The sequence below is a fragment of the Bacterioplanes sanyensis genome, assembly GCF_002237535.1.
Taxonomy (GTDB): Bacteria; Pseudomonadota; Gammaproteobacteria; order Pseudomonadales; family Oceanobacteraceae; genus Bacterioplanes; species Bacterioplanes sanyensis_A.
Genome location: NZ_CP022530.1, coordinates 1605728 through 1623697 on the forward strand (window position 1 = coordinate 1605728; position 17970 = coordinate 1623697).

Below are 17970 nucleotides of genomic sequence, written 5' to 3' on the forward strand. Positions count from 1 at the left end.
TGGCTGCTTGGAGGTTCAGTATAATCGCCGGCCTTTGACTGAATCTGCCGCGGAGTCGCCATGGCCGAACCACATACCCAAGTACGCTGGCAATCACGCCGTGCCTTTATTCTTGCCGTCACCGGTGCTGCTGTTGGCTTGGGCAATATCTGGCGCTTTCCCTACATTACTGGCGAGAACGGTGGCAGTGCCTTCTTGCTGCAATACGTGCTGTTTATTCTAGTGCTCGGCCTGCCGGTGATGATGGCGGAAATCATGATCGGCCGTAGCGGTCGAGCCGGGCCGCTGGCGGCGCTGACAACACTGGCCAAAGCCAATGGTGCCAGCACGAACTGGCGCTGGTTAGCGGTGTTTGGTGGGCTGACGCTGTTTTTGATTCTGTCGTTTTATGCCGTGGTGTCTGGTTGGTCACTGGCGTATTTGGGCAAGTCGATCAGTGGTGACTTTGTCGGTGTCAGCGCAGCGGAGGCAGGCGGGCAGTTTAATGGCTTTTTGCAAGATTTGCCGTTGATGCTCGGCTGCCACATTGCCTTCTTGTTGATGACCATGGTGGTGGTGGCGCGTGGCGTCAGCGCCGGTCTAGAGCGCCTGAACAACTGGCTGATGCCACTCCTGTACCTCTTGCTGCTGCTGCTGGCGGGTTATGCCGTGACTACCCCAGGATTTGCTACCGCCTTGCATTGGTTGTTCTGGCCCAACCCAGACGCATTAAGCTGGCAAGTCACGCTTGATGCCATGGGCCATGCCTTTTTCACCTTGGCGGTCGGCGCCTGCGCTTTGATGGCTTATGGCGCATACATGCCAGAGCAGCAAAGTCTGCCGCGCGCGGCGGTGGCCGTGGCAGTGCTGGATGTGGTGGTGGCCTTGCTGGCTGGTATCGCCATTTTTGCTGTGGTGTTTAGCCATGGCATGGAGCCCGCGGCTGGGCCGGGGTTGATGTTTGTCACTCTGCCGGTGGCCTTTGCTGAGGTGCCGGGCGGCACCGTGTGGTTGTCGGCGTTTTTTGTGTTGCTGGTATTAGCGACCTGGACCAGCTCGATCAACCTGGCCGAGCCTTTGGTGGCCATGCTGGTGGATAAACACTGGTCACGGCCGTTAGCTGCGGCGGTGGTTGGCCTCAGTGTGTGGGGCTTGGGGCTGCTGGCGGCGCTGTCGTTTAGTTTGCTGGCTGACTGGCATCCGCTGGCATTTATGGCGGTGTTTGAAGGCAAAACCTTGTTTGACCTGCTGACCAGTATTCCCCCGGATTTGTTTTTACCCTTGGGTGGGCTGTTTATTGCCTGGTTTGCGGCGAAAGTACTCAGCTTTGAGCAAATGGCAGCGGCGCTGGGCAGCGCCAGTATTGCTCGTTATTGGCGCATGACCATTGTGTGGTTGTCGATTCCGCTGTTGCTACTGATTTTGCTGGTGACTCTCTATCGCTGGTAGTGCGCATATAGCGCTTATCGCTAGTGAGCTATAGCTGCTGCTTCAGTGTTTGCAAACGCCGTTGCTGCTCTTCTTTTGGCAGCGGCACTTCGCTGTGCTGCGGCAGCGCGGCGGGCAGATCGATGTCCAGTTGCTCGCCGTTTTGCACGCGCTCAAGCAACAGCTCATAGTTGCGCTGAAACACTGGCAAGGCTTTGGACTCTGGGCTGTTGGCGAGAAAAAACCAGTCGCTGGCGCGGCCTGCAAAGTACACCGCCGGATGACTCCAAGGGTATTCCTTTTTCGGTGACGGCGCCCGGCAGGCCTCCATGTAGGCGGCGTGCACGTCGGGCAATCCCAGTACATTAGCTCGGTCACAGCGGCTCACCACATCGTGTACGGTGGGAAGAAACTTGCTGTCTTTGACCGCTTTCTCGGCGGCACGCATGATCACCTCGCCGGAATACTCCAGCAGTAAGCGAGACCACAAGCGCTTGCCCATGATCAAGGTATCGTAATCGGGAAACGCTTTGAGAAACTGATTGTGGTAGTTAAAGCGAAACAGCTCGAACACTTGATTGATCGCTTCTTTCTGCTCGACATTGGGCTGCGGTGCATCAGCCTGTGCGGCGACCTCACCAGCTGGTGTCTTTGAGACGTTGGACGCTGGCTTCAGCTGTTGCGTAATGCGGTTGAGCAGTTGCTGATTGTCCATCTGACACTCCTTGAGTGGTCGGCTGCGCCAAGCGCCGTGCCCATTGTTGTTTCACGTATTGCAAGAAACGGCTGTTCCAGCTGTTGTGTGCCTGGCCGGAATCGCGCCAGTACAGTACAAACTCGCCCACCAGCCTCTCGGCAAACTGGCGGTCAATATGTCCCATGGCGAGAATATCAAAACAATCCTCCGCCGGTCGCCATTGCTCGCTGATCGGCGCCGGTAAGCTGGAATGTTCAACCGAGGCACTGTATCTGGCCCATTGCTGGCGCACGTGCTGAATGAATTTGCTGTTCCAGGTTTTAAACGCGTCACCACGCTCTGACCAATAGAGCACAAACTCAGGCACTGCATCGTCAATAAACTGCGGATCGACCCCTGCACGTTGCAGGATCTGGCAGGCATCCTGGCTTGGTTGCCACTCAGCGGCGATTGGCTGCGCTTGCTCTTGCTGTGGCTGAAAGCCGGTGCGTTCGATGTGGCGTTTTTCACGCTGGGCATCGTTTTGGGTATAGACCCAGTGCTGCTTGACGTGGCGAAAGAAGCGCGTATTCCAGTCGTTCCGATTGGCGCCTTGCTCTTGCCCTTGCAGCATAAAGACATCGCGCTGGTTCATGGCGAAGCTGCGCGGAATGCCATGTTGTTCCAGACGCTTGAGTGTGTCTTCTTGCGGTTGCCAGTGGTGTGTCAGCGGCCGGTGTTGATGCTCGTGTGTCGCCGCCTGATTGGCCTGGTCGTGAGTGCTGCTGTGTTGGCGTTGTAGTGCTTTGGGGGTATCTCGACTAACAGAGTTCTGGCTTTGTGCGCCTTGGTTGGCTGTAACCGAGGTGGCAGCGCTGTGGTGGAACGTCGCTTGCGGTGCTGGCTGGGCCGTGGCAAAGCTAAACGCCAGCGCATGGGCTTCTGCAAAACCAGGGCCCTGCAGCTGCAGTAGCCCCTTGTCCAATAAGCTGCCTAAAACTCGGCGCACGCTGATGTCGTCCCAGAACGGCAGCTGCTGGCGCAGGGCGTCGGTAGTGACTTGAATGACGGGCCCCATTTGTGCGCAGGCCGCGTCGTTCAGCACGGTCAACAGCACGGCTTCTTCCAGGCCGATGGTGGCGGCCAGTGTGGAAGACAAAGCAATGGTCCGATCAGTAAACAGCGGGTGGCTGGGCATGCATTCGCATCCGGCAGGTAAGTTGATACATAATGCCGGCATTGTACTGTGTTTGAACCGCCACTTAACAGCGGCTGTCGGCTGAACGACAGCCGTTTTGTTTTTTTGAGGAACGTGAAAGCTATGACGCGTGCAACTCGGGCCGAAATTCATTGGGCCAACCTGAGACACAACTACCAGCTGGCCCGCCAGCGCAGTACCGGCAAGGCGCTGGCGGTGGTGAAAGCGGATGGCTACGGCCATGGTTTGGAAAACTGCGCGCGGGCGCTGGGTGATGCCGATGGCTTTGCCGTGGCCTGTGTCGATGAGGCCATTCGGCTGCGTGAAGCGGGCATCAAGCGCTCCATTCTGGTGCTGCAAGGTGCCTACAACGTTGAAGAATGGCAACTGGCTGAGCAGCTCGGTTTGCAGTTGGTGATTCACCACACGCAACAACTGGATGATGCCGCCGCTGCGCAGCTAGGCAGCACTGTGTCGGTGTGGCTGAAGATCAACACTGGCATGAACCGAGTGGGCGTGTTTCCACAGCAAGCCAACGATTGCGTGGCTCGTATTCAAGCGCACCCACAGTTGCAGCTCACCCATGTGATGACGCACTTTGCCAACGCAGATACCGCCGTCATCGACGATGTTGCGGCGCCCATGGAACGTTTGCAGCAGGTCTCGCAGCAGTTGCCGGGGGTGGCTGTCAGTGCTTGTAACAGTGCCGGGTTACTGGCAGACAACGGCATTGAAGACGATATCAGCCGCCCTGGCATCATGCTGTATGGCAGCTCGCCGCTGCTGGCGCAAACGGCATCTGAACTGGGGTTAAGGCCGGTGATGAGCCTCATGTCAGAAATCATTTCCATTCATGCTGTGGCCAAAGGTGACGCCGTCGGCTATGGCAGCAGCTGGGTGGCTGAGCGCGACACCACCTTAGCGGTGGTGGCCATTGGCTATGGTGATGGCTACCCGCGCCATGCGCCGTCGGGCACCCCGGTGGTGGTGGCAGGGGTGGAATGCCCGCTGGCTGGGCGGGTGTCGATGGACATGATTACCGTCGATATTACCGACCATCCACAGTGCGCTGAGTTGCGCATTGGCAGCGAGGTACAGCTGTGGGGCGATCAGCTCGATGTCGATCGTGTTGCCAGCGCCGCAGGCACCATTGCGTATGAACTGTTTTGCCGCCTGACACCCAGAGTCAAGCGCATCGCGGCAGACTGACGGCCGTTAGATCATCGCGCTCACGTATCAGCCAGGTGAGCGCGGTATGCAGGAATACAACAAATCAGCCATATCACACTGTGAGGTTCCGTCATGGATGAAAAAGCCCTGGCCGATTACTTGGCCAATAAACCTGAGGCTGAGTTGGAATACCCCTTTGGCCCCGACGCAAAGGTGTACAAAGTGGCGGGAAAGATGTTTGCACTGCTGTATAGCCAGCAAGGCTCTGCCCGCGTAAATCTCAAGTGCAACCCAGAGCAGGCGCAGCAGCTGCGTGATGTGTTTGATGGCGTTGTGCCCGGCTATCACATGAACAAACGCCACTGGAATACGGTGATCATGGGGCAGGATGTGCCGGCGGCAGAAGTCCAGCGCATGATTGATCACTCTTATGGGTTGGTGATTTCCGGGCTGCCCAAGGCGAAACGACGCCATTTCGAGACCTGCTACGCGCCGGAGCAGTTATATTGTGACTGAGCGTTGGCCGTGCAGTTAGCCACGCGGAATACCACTCATTCACACACGCTGAGAGTTTCTTATGATCAAAGCTTATGCTGTGCAGCAAGCCGGTGGCGAGCTGCAACCGTTTGAATACGATCCAGGTCCGCTGGCCGATCACGATGTGGAAATCGATGTTGAGTATTGTGGCATCTGCCACAGCGACCTGAGCATGATCAACAATGAGTGGGGAATGTCGCAGTATCCCCTGGTGCCGGGCCACGAAGTGGCTGGCAAAATCGCAGCGGTGGGCGCTCACGTAAACCATTTGGCGGTGGGCGACCGTGTTGGTTTGGGCTGGCACTCGAGCTACTGCGGTGATTGCAATACTTGCCTAGACGGCGACCACAACCTCTGCAGCGACGCGCAGGGCACCATTGTTGGCCACCACGGTGGCTTTGCCGACAAGGTGCGCGCGCAGGCTACCAGTGTGGTGAAATTACCCGATGAACTGCCTTCGGAAGTCGCCGGACCGCTGTTTTGTGGCGGCATCACGGTGTACAACCCGATGCGCCAGTTTGACCTCAAACCAACGGCGCGAGTCGGTGTGATTGGCATTGGCGGTTTGGGCCATATGGCGCTGCAATTTCTCAATGCGTGGGGCTGTGAAGTGACGGCGTTTACCTCCTCCGACAGCAAGCGTGAAGAAGCGCTGTCCTTGGGTGCCCACCACACCTTGAACTCGCGCGATGCGCAAGCACTGGAGCAGGCCGCGGGGCGTTTCGATCTGCTGCTGTCGACGGTCAACGTCAAACTGGATTGGAACGCTTACGTCAACACACTCAAGCCGAAAGGCCGCTTGCACCTGGTCGGAGCAGTTCTGGAGCCATTGGACATCAGTGTTTTCCCACTGTTGGCAGGGCAGCGCAGTGTTTCCAGCTCGCCGGTTGGTAGCCCTGCGACCATTGCGCAAATGCTTGAATTTGCCGCCCGCCACGACATCAAGCCGCAAGTCGAAGTGTTTGCCATGCAGGATGTGAACAAGGCCATCGACCGCTTGCATCATGGCAGCCCACGCTACCGTGTGGTGCTGAAAAACTGATGCAACCAGCGCTCGAACTTCGCAGCTACAGCGAAGAGGTACAGGCACACCAGCATGAGTTTCATCAGCTGGTGTTGCCGGTACATGGGCAGTTGGAGATGACCCTTGAGGGGCGTGCCGGTTGCGCCACAGAATCGCGTCTGGCACTGGTGCCTGCAGGGACCAAACACGGCTTTGCTGCCCCCGTCGATAACTGCTTTGTGATCGCCGATATTCCCACGGAGTTGATGCAAGGGATTGAGCAGTGGCCAGCCTTCCAGGCGTTAGATGAACCACTGCGCCATTATGTGCGTTTTTTATACAGCCAATTGCAATGTCATCAGGGCGGTGCCGCCGAGCGCCATATGCTGCATTTGTTGCTGCAGCTGCTGCAACAACGCCACAGTGGCGCTGCAGTGCCTAGCGATCAACGCATGTTGGCGGTGCGCAGCTATATGGACGAACACTTTAATCAAGCAATAACGCTGACCCAGCTGGCGGCGGTGGCGCATTTGAGTGTGCGCCAGTTGTCGACACGCTTTCGCGAGTTTGAAGGGGAAACACCGCTGCAGTATTTAACCCGAGTGCGCATGCAACGTGCGCAGTGGTTATTGCAGGCCACGCCACTGTCGGTGCAGCAGGTGGCAGAGGCGGTGGGGTACACCAGTCTGGCGGCGTTCAGTGATCGCTTTCGCCAGTTTAGTGGCCAATCTCCGCGCTATTTTCGCCAACACGCAGCGCGCTAAGCGCCATTTGGACAAACTTTTCTGCCATCTCAAGAAAGACGCTTTAGCAGCGCTCGCTATCCTATAGCCTTGTTTTATTCACTGACAGACCGTGCCATGACCGCTGCACAAAAAGCCACTTGGATTGGCAGTATTTCAATTTTATTGTGGGGCACACTGGCGTTGATGACGCGCCTGACCGACGGCGAAATTCCGCCGTTTCAGTTAATGGCGATGACGTTTTTTATCGCCTTTTTATTAATGGCCGTTAATTGGTGGCGCCAAGGTGACAGTGGACTGCGCTATTTACGTCAACCGCGTTTGGCCTGGCTGTTGGGTGTGGGCGGCTATTTTGGTTATCACTTTTGCTATTTTCGCGCCATGCAGTTAGCGCCAGCCGTCGAAGTGAGTTTATTGGCGTATTTGTGGCCTTTGCTGATTGTGTTGCTGTCGGCGCTTTTGCCGGGCGAACGGCTGCGCTGGGCGCATTGTGTTGGCGCACTGCTGGCGCTGGCCGGGTGCTGGCTGCTGCTGGCAGGTACAGGGGCGCCTAGCACAGAAATCAGTGCTGACATGGATATTGGCACGGGTGTCGAAACTGGCGGGCAAACTGGCGGCGAAACTGGTGCTGAGACTAATCCTGATTACATTTTTGGTTACGCCTTAGCGCTGGGCTGCGCGGTGATTTGGTCCGGCTATTCTGTGGCCAGTCGCACCACCAAAAGCGTACCAACGGCTGCGGTGGGATGGTTTTGTCTGGTGACGGCGGTATTGGCCGCGGTCTGTCATGTGTTGTGGGAAAGCTTTGTATGGCCATCACAGTGGCAGCATTGGCTGGGCATTATCGGCCTGGGTTTAGGGCCGGTGGGCATCGCATTTTTTACTTGGGATTACGGCGTAAAACATGGCCATATCCAGCTGCTGGGGGTGCTGGCCTACGCCGCGCCGCTGATTTCTGTGGTGCTGCTGCTGTTGGCCGGTGAAGGCCAGTGGAGCGTTGGGCTGCTGCTCGCTTGCATCGCCATTGTCGGTGGCTCGCTGCTGGCGGGCATGGCAAAGCGTAGTTCTGCCGCTGTGTGATTTGATTCTCGTACTGCCTCGCTCAGACTCTGATTGACCGCCGCTGTGTTGATCAGCTTTGAGGTGCCGCAGCCATTTGGCTGCGGTTTTTTTATTTCCGGGATTTAAATCGTTAATAAATAACCGCGATTACGTACGGTCTTGATTAATGTCGGCGCATTGGGGTCATCGCCGAGTTTGGCGCGAATACGCGAAATGTTAATATCAATGCTGCGATTGCAGCCGTCGTAATCAATGCCGCGTAAATTTTCGAAAATATAATCGCGGGACAATATTTGCCCTGCATGGCGTGCCAACAACCACAGCAGTTCATACTCGGCATTGGATAGGGATACTAACTGCTGCTGGCGCATCACGGTACGCGCAGCGTCATTAATGGTGAGATCATTAATGGTCAGGGTGCGCCCTTGGCTGGTGACTTGTGGGTTCGACTCACTGCGGCGCAACAGCGCTTTGACATGTGCCAGCAACACACGCGGTTCGACCGGTTTATGCACGTAGTCATCGGCCCCCACTTCCAGCCCCAGAATTTCATCAATATTGTCGCTGCGTGCGGTCAGCATCAAAATCGGGCCATGAAAAAAGTGGCGTGCCTGTTTGCACACCTCAAAGCCATCCAGCTCCGGCAGCATGATATCGAGAATGGCTAAATCTGGGTGTTGACGCAGCAGCGTAAGACCAGCGGTGCCGCTGGCAGCCGTGCTCACCTCAAAGCCTTGAGCCTCAAGGTAGTCACTGATCAAGCCCGCCAACTCGGCATCGTCTTCAATAATGGCTATGCGTTTTGCGTGCATACGTTGGCCTGTTCATTGACTGCGGTATTGTAGGCTCAGCTGAGTAAGCTGGCGCTGATACTGATAAATATCCTGATTGGAATCGCGATCATGATACTGGTGGGACAGTGCCAGCTGCCAGCCTTGGCGCCATTGCCACTGCAGTTCCAATTGATGTGCGATGCCATCGTCCTGACGTTTGAGGCCATAGCGCGTATCTGTGTGTTGATAGTCGCGCTGACTGATGGCGCTGCGCCAGCGCCAGTGCCATTGCTGCTCGAACATCGTCCATGGCTGTGTCCACTGTAGGCTCCATTCCTGTTCGCCATAGCGTTCACTGTCGCCTGATAGTCGTGCCTGGCGTAAGTTGGCGGCGATGGCCAGCTCTGCCTTGCCGAGCTGATACTGATAACCCGCCATTTGGCTGTAACGAGTGCCTTGGCGATCGTCGTCAGTGTCGCTGAGATAACGCCGAGGGTTAGCTTCCAGGCGCAGACTAACACGATGATCGGTGCTCGCTTGCCAGCGACCCGACAGTGTTAGGTAGCTGTAATTGGCCAGCGCATCGTTGCCTAAATAAATGTGGCTCAGTCCAATGCTGGCGTGCCCTTGAATACTACTTGTCAGTGGCCATTGGCCGCCTGCGCGCAGGTTAGCAAAGCTCAGGTTGGAGTCGCTGATGTCTTGGTAGCGCTTGTCGTACAGACTAAAACCGGCGTAGTAGCGTGATGCCGAGGGAATACGGTTGGACAAGTAGGTGAGGTCATACTGCAGACCAGCAAAATCATCGGCGTTTTTGATCGACTCGCCACTGAGTTGACCGATGTCCAGTTCGGCATCGTCTGGGCCTATGGTGGCGTTATCATCGTGGCCGGCAAACAGCTGTGCCCGCTGCAACCAATGGGCCTGGGAGTAACCTTGGCGCTGGCGTTCAACGCCGGCTAAAAAGCGCTCGATATTAGCGCGCACCTGATCGGGTACTTGCTCGGCATGCAGGACGCTGGCTGCCCATTGTTGAGCCTGATCAAACTCACCTAACTGCAAGTAGCTAACGGCCAATTCGAGTTTTAAGCGCAGCTGTTGTGGATTTTGTTGCAGCGCTTTGGACAACACGTCGATGGACTGTTGCAACTGACCTTGCTGGCGCAATTGAATGCCATGCTGCAGTGGATCAGGTTGTGTTTGAGCGTCGGCGAAGGCGCGGTTGGATAAGGCGATGACGGCCAAACCGATGATGGCCACACCGAGGCCGCGTGATGTTGACGACCAAGTCAGCGGAGAGAAGAAACGCTGTTTCATAAGACTACTGTGGGCCTCCTTGCAGCATTTCTGTGCCAATAATCTCGTCTGGAATGTCGGTGCCGGGCGGCGGGAAATCCAGCTGTTTTTGATAATCCAGCAGGTAGCTTTCGTCCAGCTGATGCAGCAAATTTTCGGCGCTGCCAGCGATGCCAGTGCCATAGCGATTGGGTTCGGAGGAGGCGTCTGTGCGCGGCGCCTGCTTAGCGTCTGTCTGTGCGGATGACGCAGCAGGTTGATCAGCCCAATGGCCCCAGCTGTGATCGTTTGCTGGTGGCTCAGCGTAGGCCGGCGCACTGGTCACTGCGGCGAGCAGTAAAAGAGCGTAACGGTAATTCATAACAAGTACCCGATAGGATCAGACGTCAGAGTACCGTTAATACAGCCGCCATAGGTGGCGCTCGGGTATCGGCTTTGTATCAACTATGTATCAAGCGCTGCTGGCTGATCAGGCCACGGCTTTTTGCGTGATGATGGGCAAGATGATGCTCACTGCACAGCCACCTAAAGTGGCGCTGCGGTCTATGGATACGCTGCCCTGATGCGCCTCGACGATGCGTTTCACCATCGACAGTCCAAGCCCAAAACCTCGCTCGCCGGTGGCGGTTTGGCGGCTGTGGTCGGTGCGATAAAACGGTTGCCACACCTTGTGGATATGCTCGCTGTTGATGCCGGGGCCATTGTCTTCGATGGATACACGGACATGCTGGCTGTCGTCTTCAAGCCTAATCGCAACGGCAATCTGGCCACTGCCGTAACGACGCGCATTGCTGATGAGATTGTCTAACGCACGTTTTAGTAGCGTTGGCTCGGCAGCAACGGTGAGGTTCTCGTTTGTGGCTAGGTCGAGCTCAATGTGCCAGCCGGACTCGTTTTGAGTAGTTGCAATCGCATCCCGCAGCCAAGGCGTCAGCGCCAGCGGTTGATGGCTGGGCGTGTGTTGCTCTAACTGTGCCTGAGTCAAAATTTCAGCAGTGAGGTCGTTGAGGTTGTGTAGATCGCGGCGAATACCAACGAGCAGCGGATGGTCTTGTGCTAATGCGAGTTGGTCTTGCAGAGCTTGCAGACGAAACAAGCAGCGAGCCACTGGTGTGCGCAGCTCGTGAGCGATGTCGTTACTTAACTGCCGCTGTGCGCTGACCAGATTGATGATGCGGGTTTGCATGCGATTGACGCTGTCGGCGATGGCATTGATCTCATCCTGACCCGGCAAGGTAATGGCGTGTGGACGCTCACTGCCCAGCAGAGCAATGCCCTCCTGCAATGCGTGCACGCGCTGCGCCAACCGTTGATTCAACCACCAGCCGATCAGCAACAGCAGAATTAAAGCGATGCCAACAATGCCCACCAGCCAAGCGGCTGGGTAGGGATCAAACAGCGGCACTGGCCCCAGTTGAATGACATCGCCACTGTTTCCCAACGGAGCAATCACGCGCATGCTGGTGGTTTGCGCGGTATCCAATTGGGTAATGATTTCGCCGGCTCGCAGTTGCCGCTGTTGTGTTTCACTTAAGGCCACATCGGTTAATGGGTGGCGGTTAAGCCCTGCGGGAAACCACCGACTGAGCTGCTGAAAGCGCTGCTGCCGCTCTGTTGCGGGGTAGCGCCCGAGATCATTGAGCACCAGCACCAGTGCCGTGCGCAGTAGGGTTGGCTCGAAGCTATCCAGCGTCATGTGCAACTGCTGTTGCTGTGCCATGGTGGTGCTGATTGTGGCGCTGATTGTGGCGTGATCGCCAGCCACGGTGATATGCCATGAGGTGTCATTGATTGCCGCCGGTGATGACGTCAGTTCGACTTGGGCTGGGCTGACCAGCTGCTCAAGAGCGTTTAGCCAGGCCGTTTGTCGCTCGCCTTGATGACGCGCCAGACCATCGGCGGCTAACAGCACCACCCCCAGTGCCTGTTGCTCTAAGTATTGCTGCCAGCGCCACTGCTTTTGCCCATAAACAGCCGCGGCTGCAATGGCTGCCAATAACAGGCAAGACAATAAAACGGTCAGATAAAGCCGCAGAAAGATTCGGTTCATGCTAGGCGATGGCGTCTGATGAATGGCTACTGCTGGCAGAGTGCCGCTCCGATGGTGGCGATGCAAGGACTGTGATGATGCCACGGCCGGAGCGACAGGGGATTAGCCTGCTAAGTCAACTGGGATGCCATCCTCATTCAGCTCAATGGTGCCCACATCAATGGGAAACGCGTTGTCAGGGTCAACGGCAAAGTCTTGTGGCACATCGACGCTGATATCATCGCCACTGGGTGGCAATGGGGCGGCGCCCGGGTCGGTGTCCAGACCTAAGAATGGTGTACCCGCCAGTTGCGTGCCGGCAGCTAAATCGGCGCCACTGGGCATGGCGATGTCGGTTTGCATCAGTTCTGCGTCGCTAACGCCAGGGGCTGACAGATCGTGACTGCTGCTCCATTCCCCCCATTGCTCGGCTTGGGCGGTTATCGCGGCGGCAAGCCAGAGGCTGGCCAGCCATGGCAGTTGTTTTTTATTCATGGTGTTGCTCCTCAATGGTTTAAGTCGCCAACCTGTGTGGTTGGTTGCTCCATACTGACGAGGAATGGCGGTTGGGTCTGTGTCGGCCCTGTTGGCCAGATGTTGGTTAGGTAACAAGCTTTGTTACACGGTCTGTTTTATCGGCTGAAATGGTGGACTAAGGCTTTGCCTCGGGAGGCAACCCCACGTCGAGCAGTGCCCCCTGGTCACGAATTTTTTTCAGGCCCAGATTAAACTGGCGCAGCAACTCGACACTTTTGGGATTGCTTCTCGGCAGCAGCAAATGACCACCGTCTTGTCGCACAGGCTTGGGATGAAAAGTAAACAGAGCGCGTTGCTGGGGCTTAAAATCGGACTGCAAAAAGCCCAGCCCAGCGTGCTTATCGATGGGAAACAGATCGATGCGGTCATGCAGTAGCATGGTAAACAGCATGCGGTCATCGTGCGCCGTGCTGGAAGAAAAGATTTGCTGCTTTTGCGCTTGTGCGAATTCCTCGCCAAAGGCTTGGCCGTCGTTACTGTATTGCGCAATGCCGACACGTAGCCCCTGCAAATCGCTGTAGTCGCTCCAGTCGAAGTCGTAAGCAGTGCGGTGAAAAAACACGGTTTCGGCCAACATCACGGCGTTGCTGATGTGAAAATTCTGCGCTCGTTCTTTGGTCGCAAACCACACGCCGGTGCCGTCCACCATGCCGCTTTGTGCCATTTTGAAAGCCCGCGTCCAAGGGTAAAACTCAAACTTCACCTCAATGCCTTGGGCGGCAAAGGCTTGCTGAATAGCATGCGAAGAAAGACCGAAGTGAAGCGCTTTGCTGTCGTGGTAGGGCGGCCATTCGCCGATGGCGATGCGAACCTGCTTAATGTCCTGCTGCGACTCATGGGGCTGTTGTTGGACCTGTCGTTGAGGCTGGTTTTGGCCCGGGTCTTGACCAAGAGCCAAGAGTGGAAAAACGCACAATAACAGCAACCAGATACGCATAACTTAGGCTCCGTCGCTGGAGCCGCCCTGATGGAGCCCTCCGGCGTGAGTAACTCGAACTGCTGTAACCATAGTCGTCTTTGTTGCGTGCAGCAGAGGTGAGTCAGGTTAGCGAGTAAACAGCGAATAAGTGGGTGCTTGAAGGTAGGAAATGCGGGCCAACAGTGTTGGCCCGCTAAACGGTGGTAGCCGTTAACGTGGAGCTTACAGCAGCTCGATGGCCATTGCGGTGGCCTCGCCGCCGCCAATACACAAGGCAGCTACGCCTTTTTGACCGCCGGTGTTTTTCAGCGCGTTCATCAAGGTGACCAGCAGGCGTGAGCCGGTGGAGCCCACAGGGTGGCCCTGAGCGCAGGCACCGCCATAAATATTGACCTTGTCAGCGTCTAAGCCCAGTTCATCGATCGGCATCATGGCGACCATGGCAAAGGCTTCATTGATTTCGTACAGGTCAACGTCACTGGTGCTCCAGCCGGTTTTCTCCAGCAGTGTCTTAATGGCACCGACAGGCGCACAGGTGAACTCACTGGGGTGCTGTGACTGTGTGCTGTGCGCGACGATGCGCGCTAACGGCTGCAGACCTTTGGCCTTGGCAGCACTTTCGCTCATCAGCAGCAAGGCTGAGGCGCCGTCAGAGATAGACGAAGCGTTAGCCGCGGTCACGGTGCCGTCTTTTTTGAACGCCGGGCGCAGAGATGGAATTTTTTCGATATTAGCGTTGAACGGCTGCTCATCTTGCTCAACCAAGGTATCGCCTTTGCGCGTGGATACCGTTACCGGCACGATTTCAGCGCTGTTCAGGCCTTTTTCAATGGCATCTTTAGCGCGTGTCAGTGAACGGATGGCGTATTCGTCCATTTGCTCACGGGTGTAGCCTTTCTGATCGGCCATGTCTTGCGCAAACGCACCCATCAGCTTGCCGGTTTCGGCATCTTCCAGGCCATCGAAGAACATGTGGTCCTTCGGCGCCGAAGCATGGCCCATGCGGTAGCCTGTGCGTGCGTTTTCCAAAATATAAGGGGCGTTAGACATGGACTCCATGCCACCGGCAATGGCGACTTCGACCGAGCCAGCCTTGATGGCATCGTGCGCCATCATCGCCGCTTTCATACCAGAGCCGCACAACTTGTTGATGGTGGTGGCGCCGGTGGCGTCCGGTAAACCTGCTTTGCGCATGGCTTGTCGCGCTGGGCCTTGTTTCAGGCCTGCCGGTAGTACGTTGCCAACAATGACTTCTTGCACGTCGGCGGCATCAATACCGGCGCGCTTTACCACCTCGGCGATGGCAATGGCGCCCAAGTCGGTCGCTGGCACACTGGCCAGACTGCCTTGAAAGCCACCCATTGGCGTCCGTGCGCCGGCCACAATGACCACTGCGTCTTGATTCGACATAACCATTTGCTCCTGAATCATGGGAAAAACCGCATTCTAGGCCATGACGACCTGGCTGCACAGTGTGAGTCAAGTCGGAAAACTACGGCGGGGATTAGTCGGGTAGTACCTGGGTGTGGCTGAGAGCGTAGCGGGGCATGGTCGTTTGTAGCCCTACCTGCAGGCTCTCGTACTTGCGAAAAAATGATCTAAAAATAAGCACTTAGACAGGTTTGCAGGCTGTCAAAGCACTGTTTTGGTGCTGATTTGGGCATCTCTCGGGTTACATACAGATACAAAAACTGCGATCCCTCTGGCTGGAATCATACTTTCGAGTGATGAGGGTGCAAGCGCGCCACTTTATAGTCGTCGTATCTTTTAAGAACCGTCCTGGCGTTCTGAAAGTGCACCGATAACCATAAAAACACAGACAGGTAGCAATATGGTGAAGAAGACCCTTCTCAGTCTGGCTATTGCAGCGTCGGCTGCAGGAATGGCCGGTTGTCAGCTCAGTAGCGTTGAAGACAACAATAAAGTCGACGACACACCAATCACTTCAGGCCAAGATGGCGCCGAGCGCAGCTCTGTTTCGCCGATTTTTTCTCCTGCCAATGGCTTGATGCCCGCTAATATTGACTTGCTGTTCTCGGCAGCATCAGCGACTGATGGCACCGCGCAGCTGAGTTCTGCCACGCTGCCACCAGAAGTAGCGATCAATAAGTTGCCAGGTTTCTCAACTACCGCTGCTTTTTACTTACCTTTTAACGGTGCACTCAACCCAGAAACCGTCGCTGCTGGCAGTACGGTATTTTTGGTCAAACTGAAAAACGCCGACGACAACGCCGCTATCGACCCACTGGATATCTCCTCAATTGTGGCGGCCTTCCCGGAAAACCCAATCGCTGATGACAGCGTGCAGTCGGTGTTCCAAGCGGATTACGTACAATTGGCGGACGGCTCCCACGCCATTCGTGTGATGCCAACCGAACCGCTGGAGCCTCGCACTAAGTACATCGTAGCGGTAACCGATGGCATCAAAGGTGCCGATGGTTTGCCGGTTCGTGCCTCAGCAGATTACGAGCTGCTGCGCGGCGAGTTAGAACTGCCTTCTTCGGCCCTGGCGCCGGTTCGCCCTGCAATCCAGGGTTGGGAGCAGATCGCTGGTGGCTTCTTGGCGCAAGCATCCGCAGGTGCGCTGACGCAAAAGAACATCGTGTTGAGCTACGCCTTCACCACCAACTCAGATTCCAAAGGCCTGACGCGCTATGCCGCGCCAGCGCTGTTTGTGAAGGATCAGCTGCCACTGGCCCAAGCTGAAGGGTTGCTGGACGGCGCGCAGCCTGGCACCACAGATTTGATCGCAGCAGGCGTGGTGCAAGCGGGCGGTGGTAATCCAACCGACCCAGAGCAAGTGGCCGCTGCCAAGCAAACACCGCAATATGAAGCAGCGCTGTACAATACCATTACCTCACTCGACGATGAGCTGGGTCTGCCTGTCGGTTTGAACATCAACACCGCTGTGCAAGCACCGGCTCCGCGCGCCGTAAACATCATTGATGTCACGGCCGTTGCTGGTGGTGTGGGCATTCCAGCCAATGCCCTTAACCCGGCATTGCCAGCCACTGCCACTGTTTATCAGGGTCAGATTCAGCTGCCACGCTTCTTGGAGCTGCCGGTTAAAACCACCGAGTTGACCCCAACAGGCATTGGCGCCGCGATGGCAGCCGATGCCGATTGGTCTGCCAACACTGGCCTGGGTGCCATTCTTGATGGTGCCTTTGGTAACGAAGCTGGCACCACACCACCGAAAGACGCCGATGGCAGCACCAACGTTACTTGGCGCTATCCATTCCCTCAACCGGTGGCGACCACCAATGGCATTAACTACGCGCCGTTAATGGTGACCTTGCCAAACGGCGAGTGTGGTGCTGAAGTGCCGGTCGTTATGTTCGTACACGGCATTACCTCTAACCGTGCATCGTCGTTGGCTTATGCTGCGTCACTGGCCGACAACTGTGTCGCTACTGTGGCCATCGATTTGCCAACTCACGGTATTGCGCCAGTCAGTAGTGACAGTAATGGTCAAGCTGTTGATAACTCGCTGCTGTCGTTCAACGTTGATCCCGCCAATGCACAGTTCACTGGTTCGCCATGGGCAGGGGTAGCGGCACTGGATGCGACCTTCTCGAACTTGCAAGAGCGTCACGGCAATGTGTTCCAGGATGGCAACAGCATCCGTAAGGACATGGTGTTTAATGCCTCACCTCTGGCGACAGCTGGCGAAGGCGAGGCCGTACGTGAAGGCACCTCTGGTTCGACCTTTATCAACCTGAGCAACTTCACCCGCACGCGTGACAACATGCAGCAGGCGGTGGTGGATCTGCTGAACCTGAACGCATCGTTAGATAACATCGACAACACTCTGCCGGTTAACTTTGACCTCGATAAAGTGTTTGTTGCTGGTCACTCGCTAGGTGCGATTCTGGGCACTACTTACGCGGCGGTGAACAACGACGCGTCTGTGCTGGCTTACAACAGCAATCTGAACCGTGTTCAGGGTGTTATCTTGGCCAACGGTGGTGCGCACGTTTCCAAGCTGCTGGAGAACTCAATCTCCTTCGGTCCAACCATTTTGGGCGGCCTGGCAGCCGCTGGCGTCGAGCAAGGTACGGCCAACTTCGAAACCTTTATGCACGTGATTCAAGCCACCATCGACGTGGTTGACCCAGCTAACTCAGCGAAAATGCTCGCTGCTAGCGGCACGCCTGTGGCGCTGTTCAACATGGTGGGCGGTGCAGCACTGCCAGCCGATGCGTCGGGTGTGAGCTTCCCAGATGCGTTGAAAGTAGCGGGTGTGTTCTTGCCGGATCACACGGTGCCAAACTTCGATTACTTCGGTAACGAAGCTACCAACCCATACGCGGCCTTTGCCCCTGCCTTGGGTCTGCAAGCAGGCATTACTACGGCACAAGCACCGATGGCGGGAACCAACGGTTTAGCCGGTGTGATGGGACTGGAAACTGTGAATGCAGCCACGGACGTGACCGCGCTGACAACGCCAGTGCAAGTTCAGGTGCGTTTCAACCAAGGTACACACAGCACCTTCGCTGCCTCTGATGTACCAGCTGCCTTTGGGGAAATGGTGCGTCAAACATTGATGCTGGTAAATGGCGCCTACAACACTCCAGCGAACACGTTGAACACCAGTGTTCTGGAATCTAACTAAGGTCT

At 56.3% G+C, this 17970-nt stretch carries 16 protein-coding genes; 7 read left to right on the plus strand and 9 right to left on the minus strand.

Annotated elements, in window-relative coordinates; translation table 11 throughout:
• The first annotated feature begins 60 nt into the window (after positions 1–60).
• Positions 61–1428, plus strand: coding sequence for a sodium-dependent transporter (locus CHH28_RS07685; protein WP_094059753.1), 1368 nt, complete (start codon positions 61–63; stop codon positions 1426–1428).
• A 28-nt stretch (positions 1429–1456) separates the two neighbouring features.
• Here CHH28_RS07685 and CHH28_RS07690 read toward each other — a convergent pair whose 3' ends face one another.
• Together CHH28_RS07690 and CHH28_RS07695 are read right to left on the minus strand one after the other, a co-directional pair.
• Complete coding sequence (locus CHH28_RS07690) at positions 1457–2122, minus strand: replication protein P (protein ID WP_094059754.1); 666 nt, start codon at positions 2120–2122, stop codon at positions 1457–1459.
• A complete protein-coding gene (locus CHH28_RS07695; protein WP_094059755.1) occupies positions 2043–3281 on the minus strand; it encodes a DnaT-like ssDNA-binding domain-containing protein in 1239 nt (412 codons plus the stop codon). Before CHH28_RS07695 ends, CHH28_RS07690 begins: the two co-directional genes overlap by 80 nt.
• A gap of 123 nt (positions 3282–3404) precedes the next feature.
• Here CHH28_RS07695 and alr point away from each other — a divergent pair, with 123 nt between their 5' ends.
• The 5 genes from alr to CHH28_RS07720 all read left to right on the plus strand — a co-directional run bounded on the left by alr (position 3405) and on the right by CHH28_RS07720 (position 7814).
• Positions 3405–4490 carry an alanine racemase gene (gene alr, locus CHH28_RS07700; RefSeq protein WP_094059756.1) on the plus strand — a complete coding sequence of 362 codons (1086 nt, stop codon included), beginning with the start codon at positions 3405–3407 and terminating at the stop codon, positions 4488–4490.
• 93 nt (positions 4491–4583) lie between these two features.
• Complete coding sequence (locus tag CHH28_RS07705; RefSeq protein ID WP_094059757.1) at positions 4584–4967, plus strand: MmcQ/YjbR family DNA-binding protein; 384 nt, start codon at positions 4584–4586, stop codon at positions 4965–4967.
• A 61-nt stretch (positions 4968–5028) separates the two neighbouring features.
• The gene (gene ahr, locus CHH28_RS07710; protein ID WP_094059758.1) at positions 5029–6030 is read left to right on the plus strand and encodes an NADPH-dependent aldehyde reductase Ahr; all 1002 of its coding nucleotides are present in this window, start codon (positions 5029–5031) and stop codon (positions 6028–6030) included.
• Positions 6030–6755, plus strand: coding sequence for an AraC family transcriptional regulator (locus CHH28_RS07715; RefSeq protein ID WP_094059759.1), 726 nt, complete (start codon positions 6030–6032; stop codon positions 6753–6755). The genes ahr and CHH28_RS07715 overlap by 1 nt, the downstream gene beginning before the upstream one ends.
• Positions 6756–6851: 96 nt before the next feature.
• On the plus strand, positions 6852–7814 hold the full coding sequence (locus CHH28_RS07720) for a DMT family transporter (RefSeq protein ID WP_094062015.1): 963 nt from the start codon (positions 6852–6854) through the stop codon (positions 7812–7814).
• 104 nt (positions 7815–7918) lie between these two features.
• Here the strand turns inward: CHH28_RS07720 and CHH28_RS07725 are convergent, their stop codons facing one another.
• The 7 genes from CHH28_RS07725 to CHH28_RS07750 form a co-directional block, all read right to left on the minus strand.
• Entirely contained in the window at positions 7919–8608 is a 690-nt protein-coding gene (locus CHH28_RS07725; RefSeq protein ID WP_094059760.1) for a response regulator transcription factor, read from the minus strand.
• A gap of 12 nt (positions 8609–8620) precedes the next feature.
• Positions 8621–9886: a tetratricopeptide repeat protein gene (locus CHH28_RS07730; RefSeq protein ID WP_157729819.1), complete on the minus strand. Its 1266-nt coding sequence runs from the start codon at positions 9884–9886 to the stop codon at positions 8621–8623.
• Between the two features lie 4 nt (positions 9887–9890).
• Positions 9891–10226: a hypothetical protein gene (locus tag CHH28_RS19850; RefSeq protein ID WP_157729820.1), complete on the minus strand. Its 336-nt coding sequence runs from the start codon at positions 10224–10226 to the stop codon at positions 9891–9893.
• Between the two features lie 108 nt (positions 10227–10334).
• The gene (locus tag CHH28_RS07735; protein ID WP_094059762.1) at positions 10335–11915 is read right to left on the minus strand and encodes an ATP-binding protein; all 1581 of its coding nucleotides are present in this window, start codon (positions 11913–11915) and stop codon (positions 10335–10337) included.
• A gap of 102 nt (positions 11916–12017) precedes the next feature.
• Positions 12018–12389 carry a hypothetical protein gene (locus CHH28_RS07740; RefSeq protein WP_094059763.1) on the minus strand — a complete coding sequence of 124 codons (372 nt, stop codon included), beginning with the start codon at positions 12387–12389 and terminating at the stop codon, positions 12018–12020.
• 157 nt (positions 12390–12546) lie between these two features.
• On the minus strand, positions 12547–13368 hold the full coding sequence (locus CHH28_RS07745; RefSeq protein ID WP_094059764.1) for a substrate-binding periplasmic protein: 822 nt from the start codon (positions 13366–13368) through the stop codon (positions 12547–12549).
• Positions 13369–13572: 204 nt separating this feature from the next.
• Positions 13573–14760 carry a thiolase family protein gene (locus CHH28_RS07750; RefSeq protein WP_094062016.1) on the minus strand — a complete coding sequence of 396 codons (1188 nt, stop codon included), beginning with the start codon at positions 14758–14760 and terminating at the stop codon, positions 13573–13575.
• Between the two features lie 421 nt (positions 14761–15181).
• Here CHH28_RS07750 and CHH28_RS07755 point away from each other — a divergent pair, with 421 nt between their 5' ends.
• Positions 15182–17965, plus strand: coding sequence for an alpha/beta fold hydrolase (locus CHH28_RS07755; protein ID WP_094059765.1), 2784 nt, complete (start codon positions 15182–15184; stop codon positions 17963–17965).
• Positions 17966–17970 lie beyond the last annotated feature (5 nt).

Coding starts and splice junctions, on each gene's coding strand:
- CHH28_RS07685 (WP_094059753.1), top strand. CDS start 61: ATGGCCGAACCACATACCCAAGTACGCTGGCAATCACGCCGTGCCTTT.
- CHH28_RS07690 (WP_094059754.1), bottom strand. CDS start 2,122: ATGGACAATCAGCAACTGCTCAACCGCATTACGCAACAGCTGAAGCCA.
- CHH28_RS07695 (WP_094059755.1), bottom strand. CDS start 3,281: ATGCCCAGCCACCCGCTGTTTACTGATCGGACCATTGCTTTGTCTTCC.
- alr (WP_094059756.1), top strand. CDS start 3,405: ATGACGCGTGCAACTCGGGCCGAAATTCATTGGGCCAACCTGAGACAC.
- CHH28_RS07705 (WP_094059757.1), top strand. CDS start 4,584: ATGGATGAAAAAGCCCTGGCCGATTACTTGGCCAATAAACCTGAGGCT.
- ahr (WP_094059758.1), top strand. CDS start 5,029: ATGATCAAAGCTTATGCTGTGCAGCAAGCCGGTGGCGAGCTGCAACCG.
- CHH28_RS07715 (WP_094059759.1), top strand. CDS start 6,030: ATGCAACCAGCGCTCGAACTTCGCAGCTACAGCGAAGAGGTACAGGCA.
- CHH28_RS07720 (WP_094062015.1), top strand. CDS start 6,852: ATGACCGCTGCACAAAAAGCCACTTGGATTGGCAGTATTTCAATTTTA.
- CHH28_RS07725 (WP_094059760.1), bottom strand. CDS start 8,608: ATGCACGCAAAACGCATAGCCATTATTGAAGACGATGCCGAGTTGGCG.
- CHH28_RS07730 (WP_157729819.1), bottom strand. CDS start 9,886: ATGAAACAGCGTTTCTTCTCTCCGCTGACTTGGTCGTCAACATCACGC.
- CHH28_RS19850 (WP_157729820.1), bottom strand. CDS start 10,226: ATGAATTACCGTTACGCTCTTTTACTGCTCGCCGCAGTGACCAGTGCG.
- CHH28_RS07735 (WP_094059762.1), bottom strand. CDS start 11,915: ATGAACCGAATCTTTCTGCGGCTTTATCTGACCGTTTTATTGTCTTGC.
- CHH28_RS07740 (WP_094059763.1), bottom strand. CDS start 12,389: ATGAATAAAAAACAACTGCCATGGCTGGCCAGCCTCTGGCTTGCCGCC.
- CHH28_RS07745 (WP_094059764.1), bottom strand. CDS start 13,368: ATGCGTATCTGGTTGCTGTTATTGTGCGTTTTTCCACTCTTGGCTCTT.
- CHH28_RS07750 (WP_094062016.1), bottom strand. CDS start 14,760: ATGTCGAATCAAGACGCAGTGGTCATTGTGGCCGGCGCACGGACGCCA.
- CHH28_RS07755 (WP_094059765.1), top strand. CDS start 15,182: ATGGTGAAGAAGACCCTTCTCAGTCTGGCTATTGCAGCGTCGGCTGCA.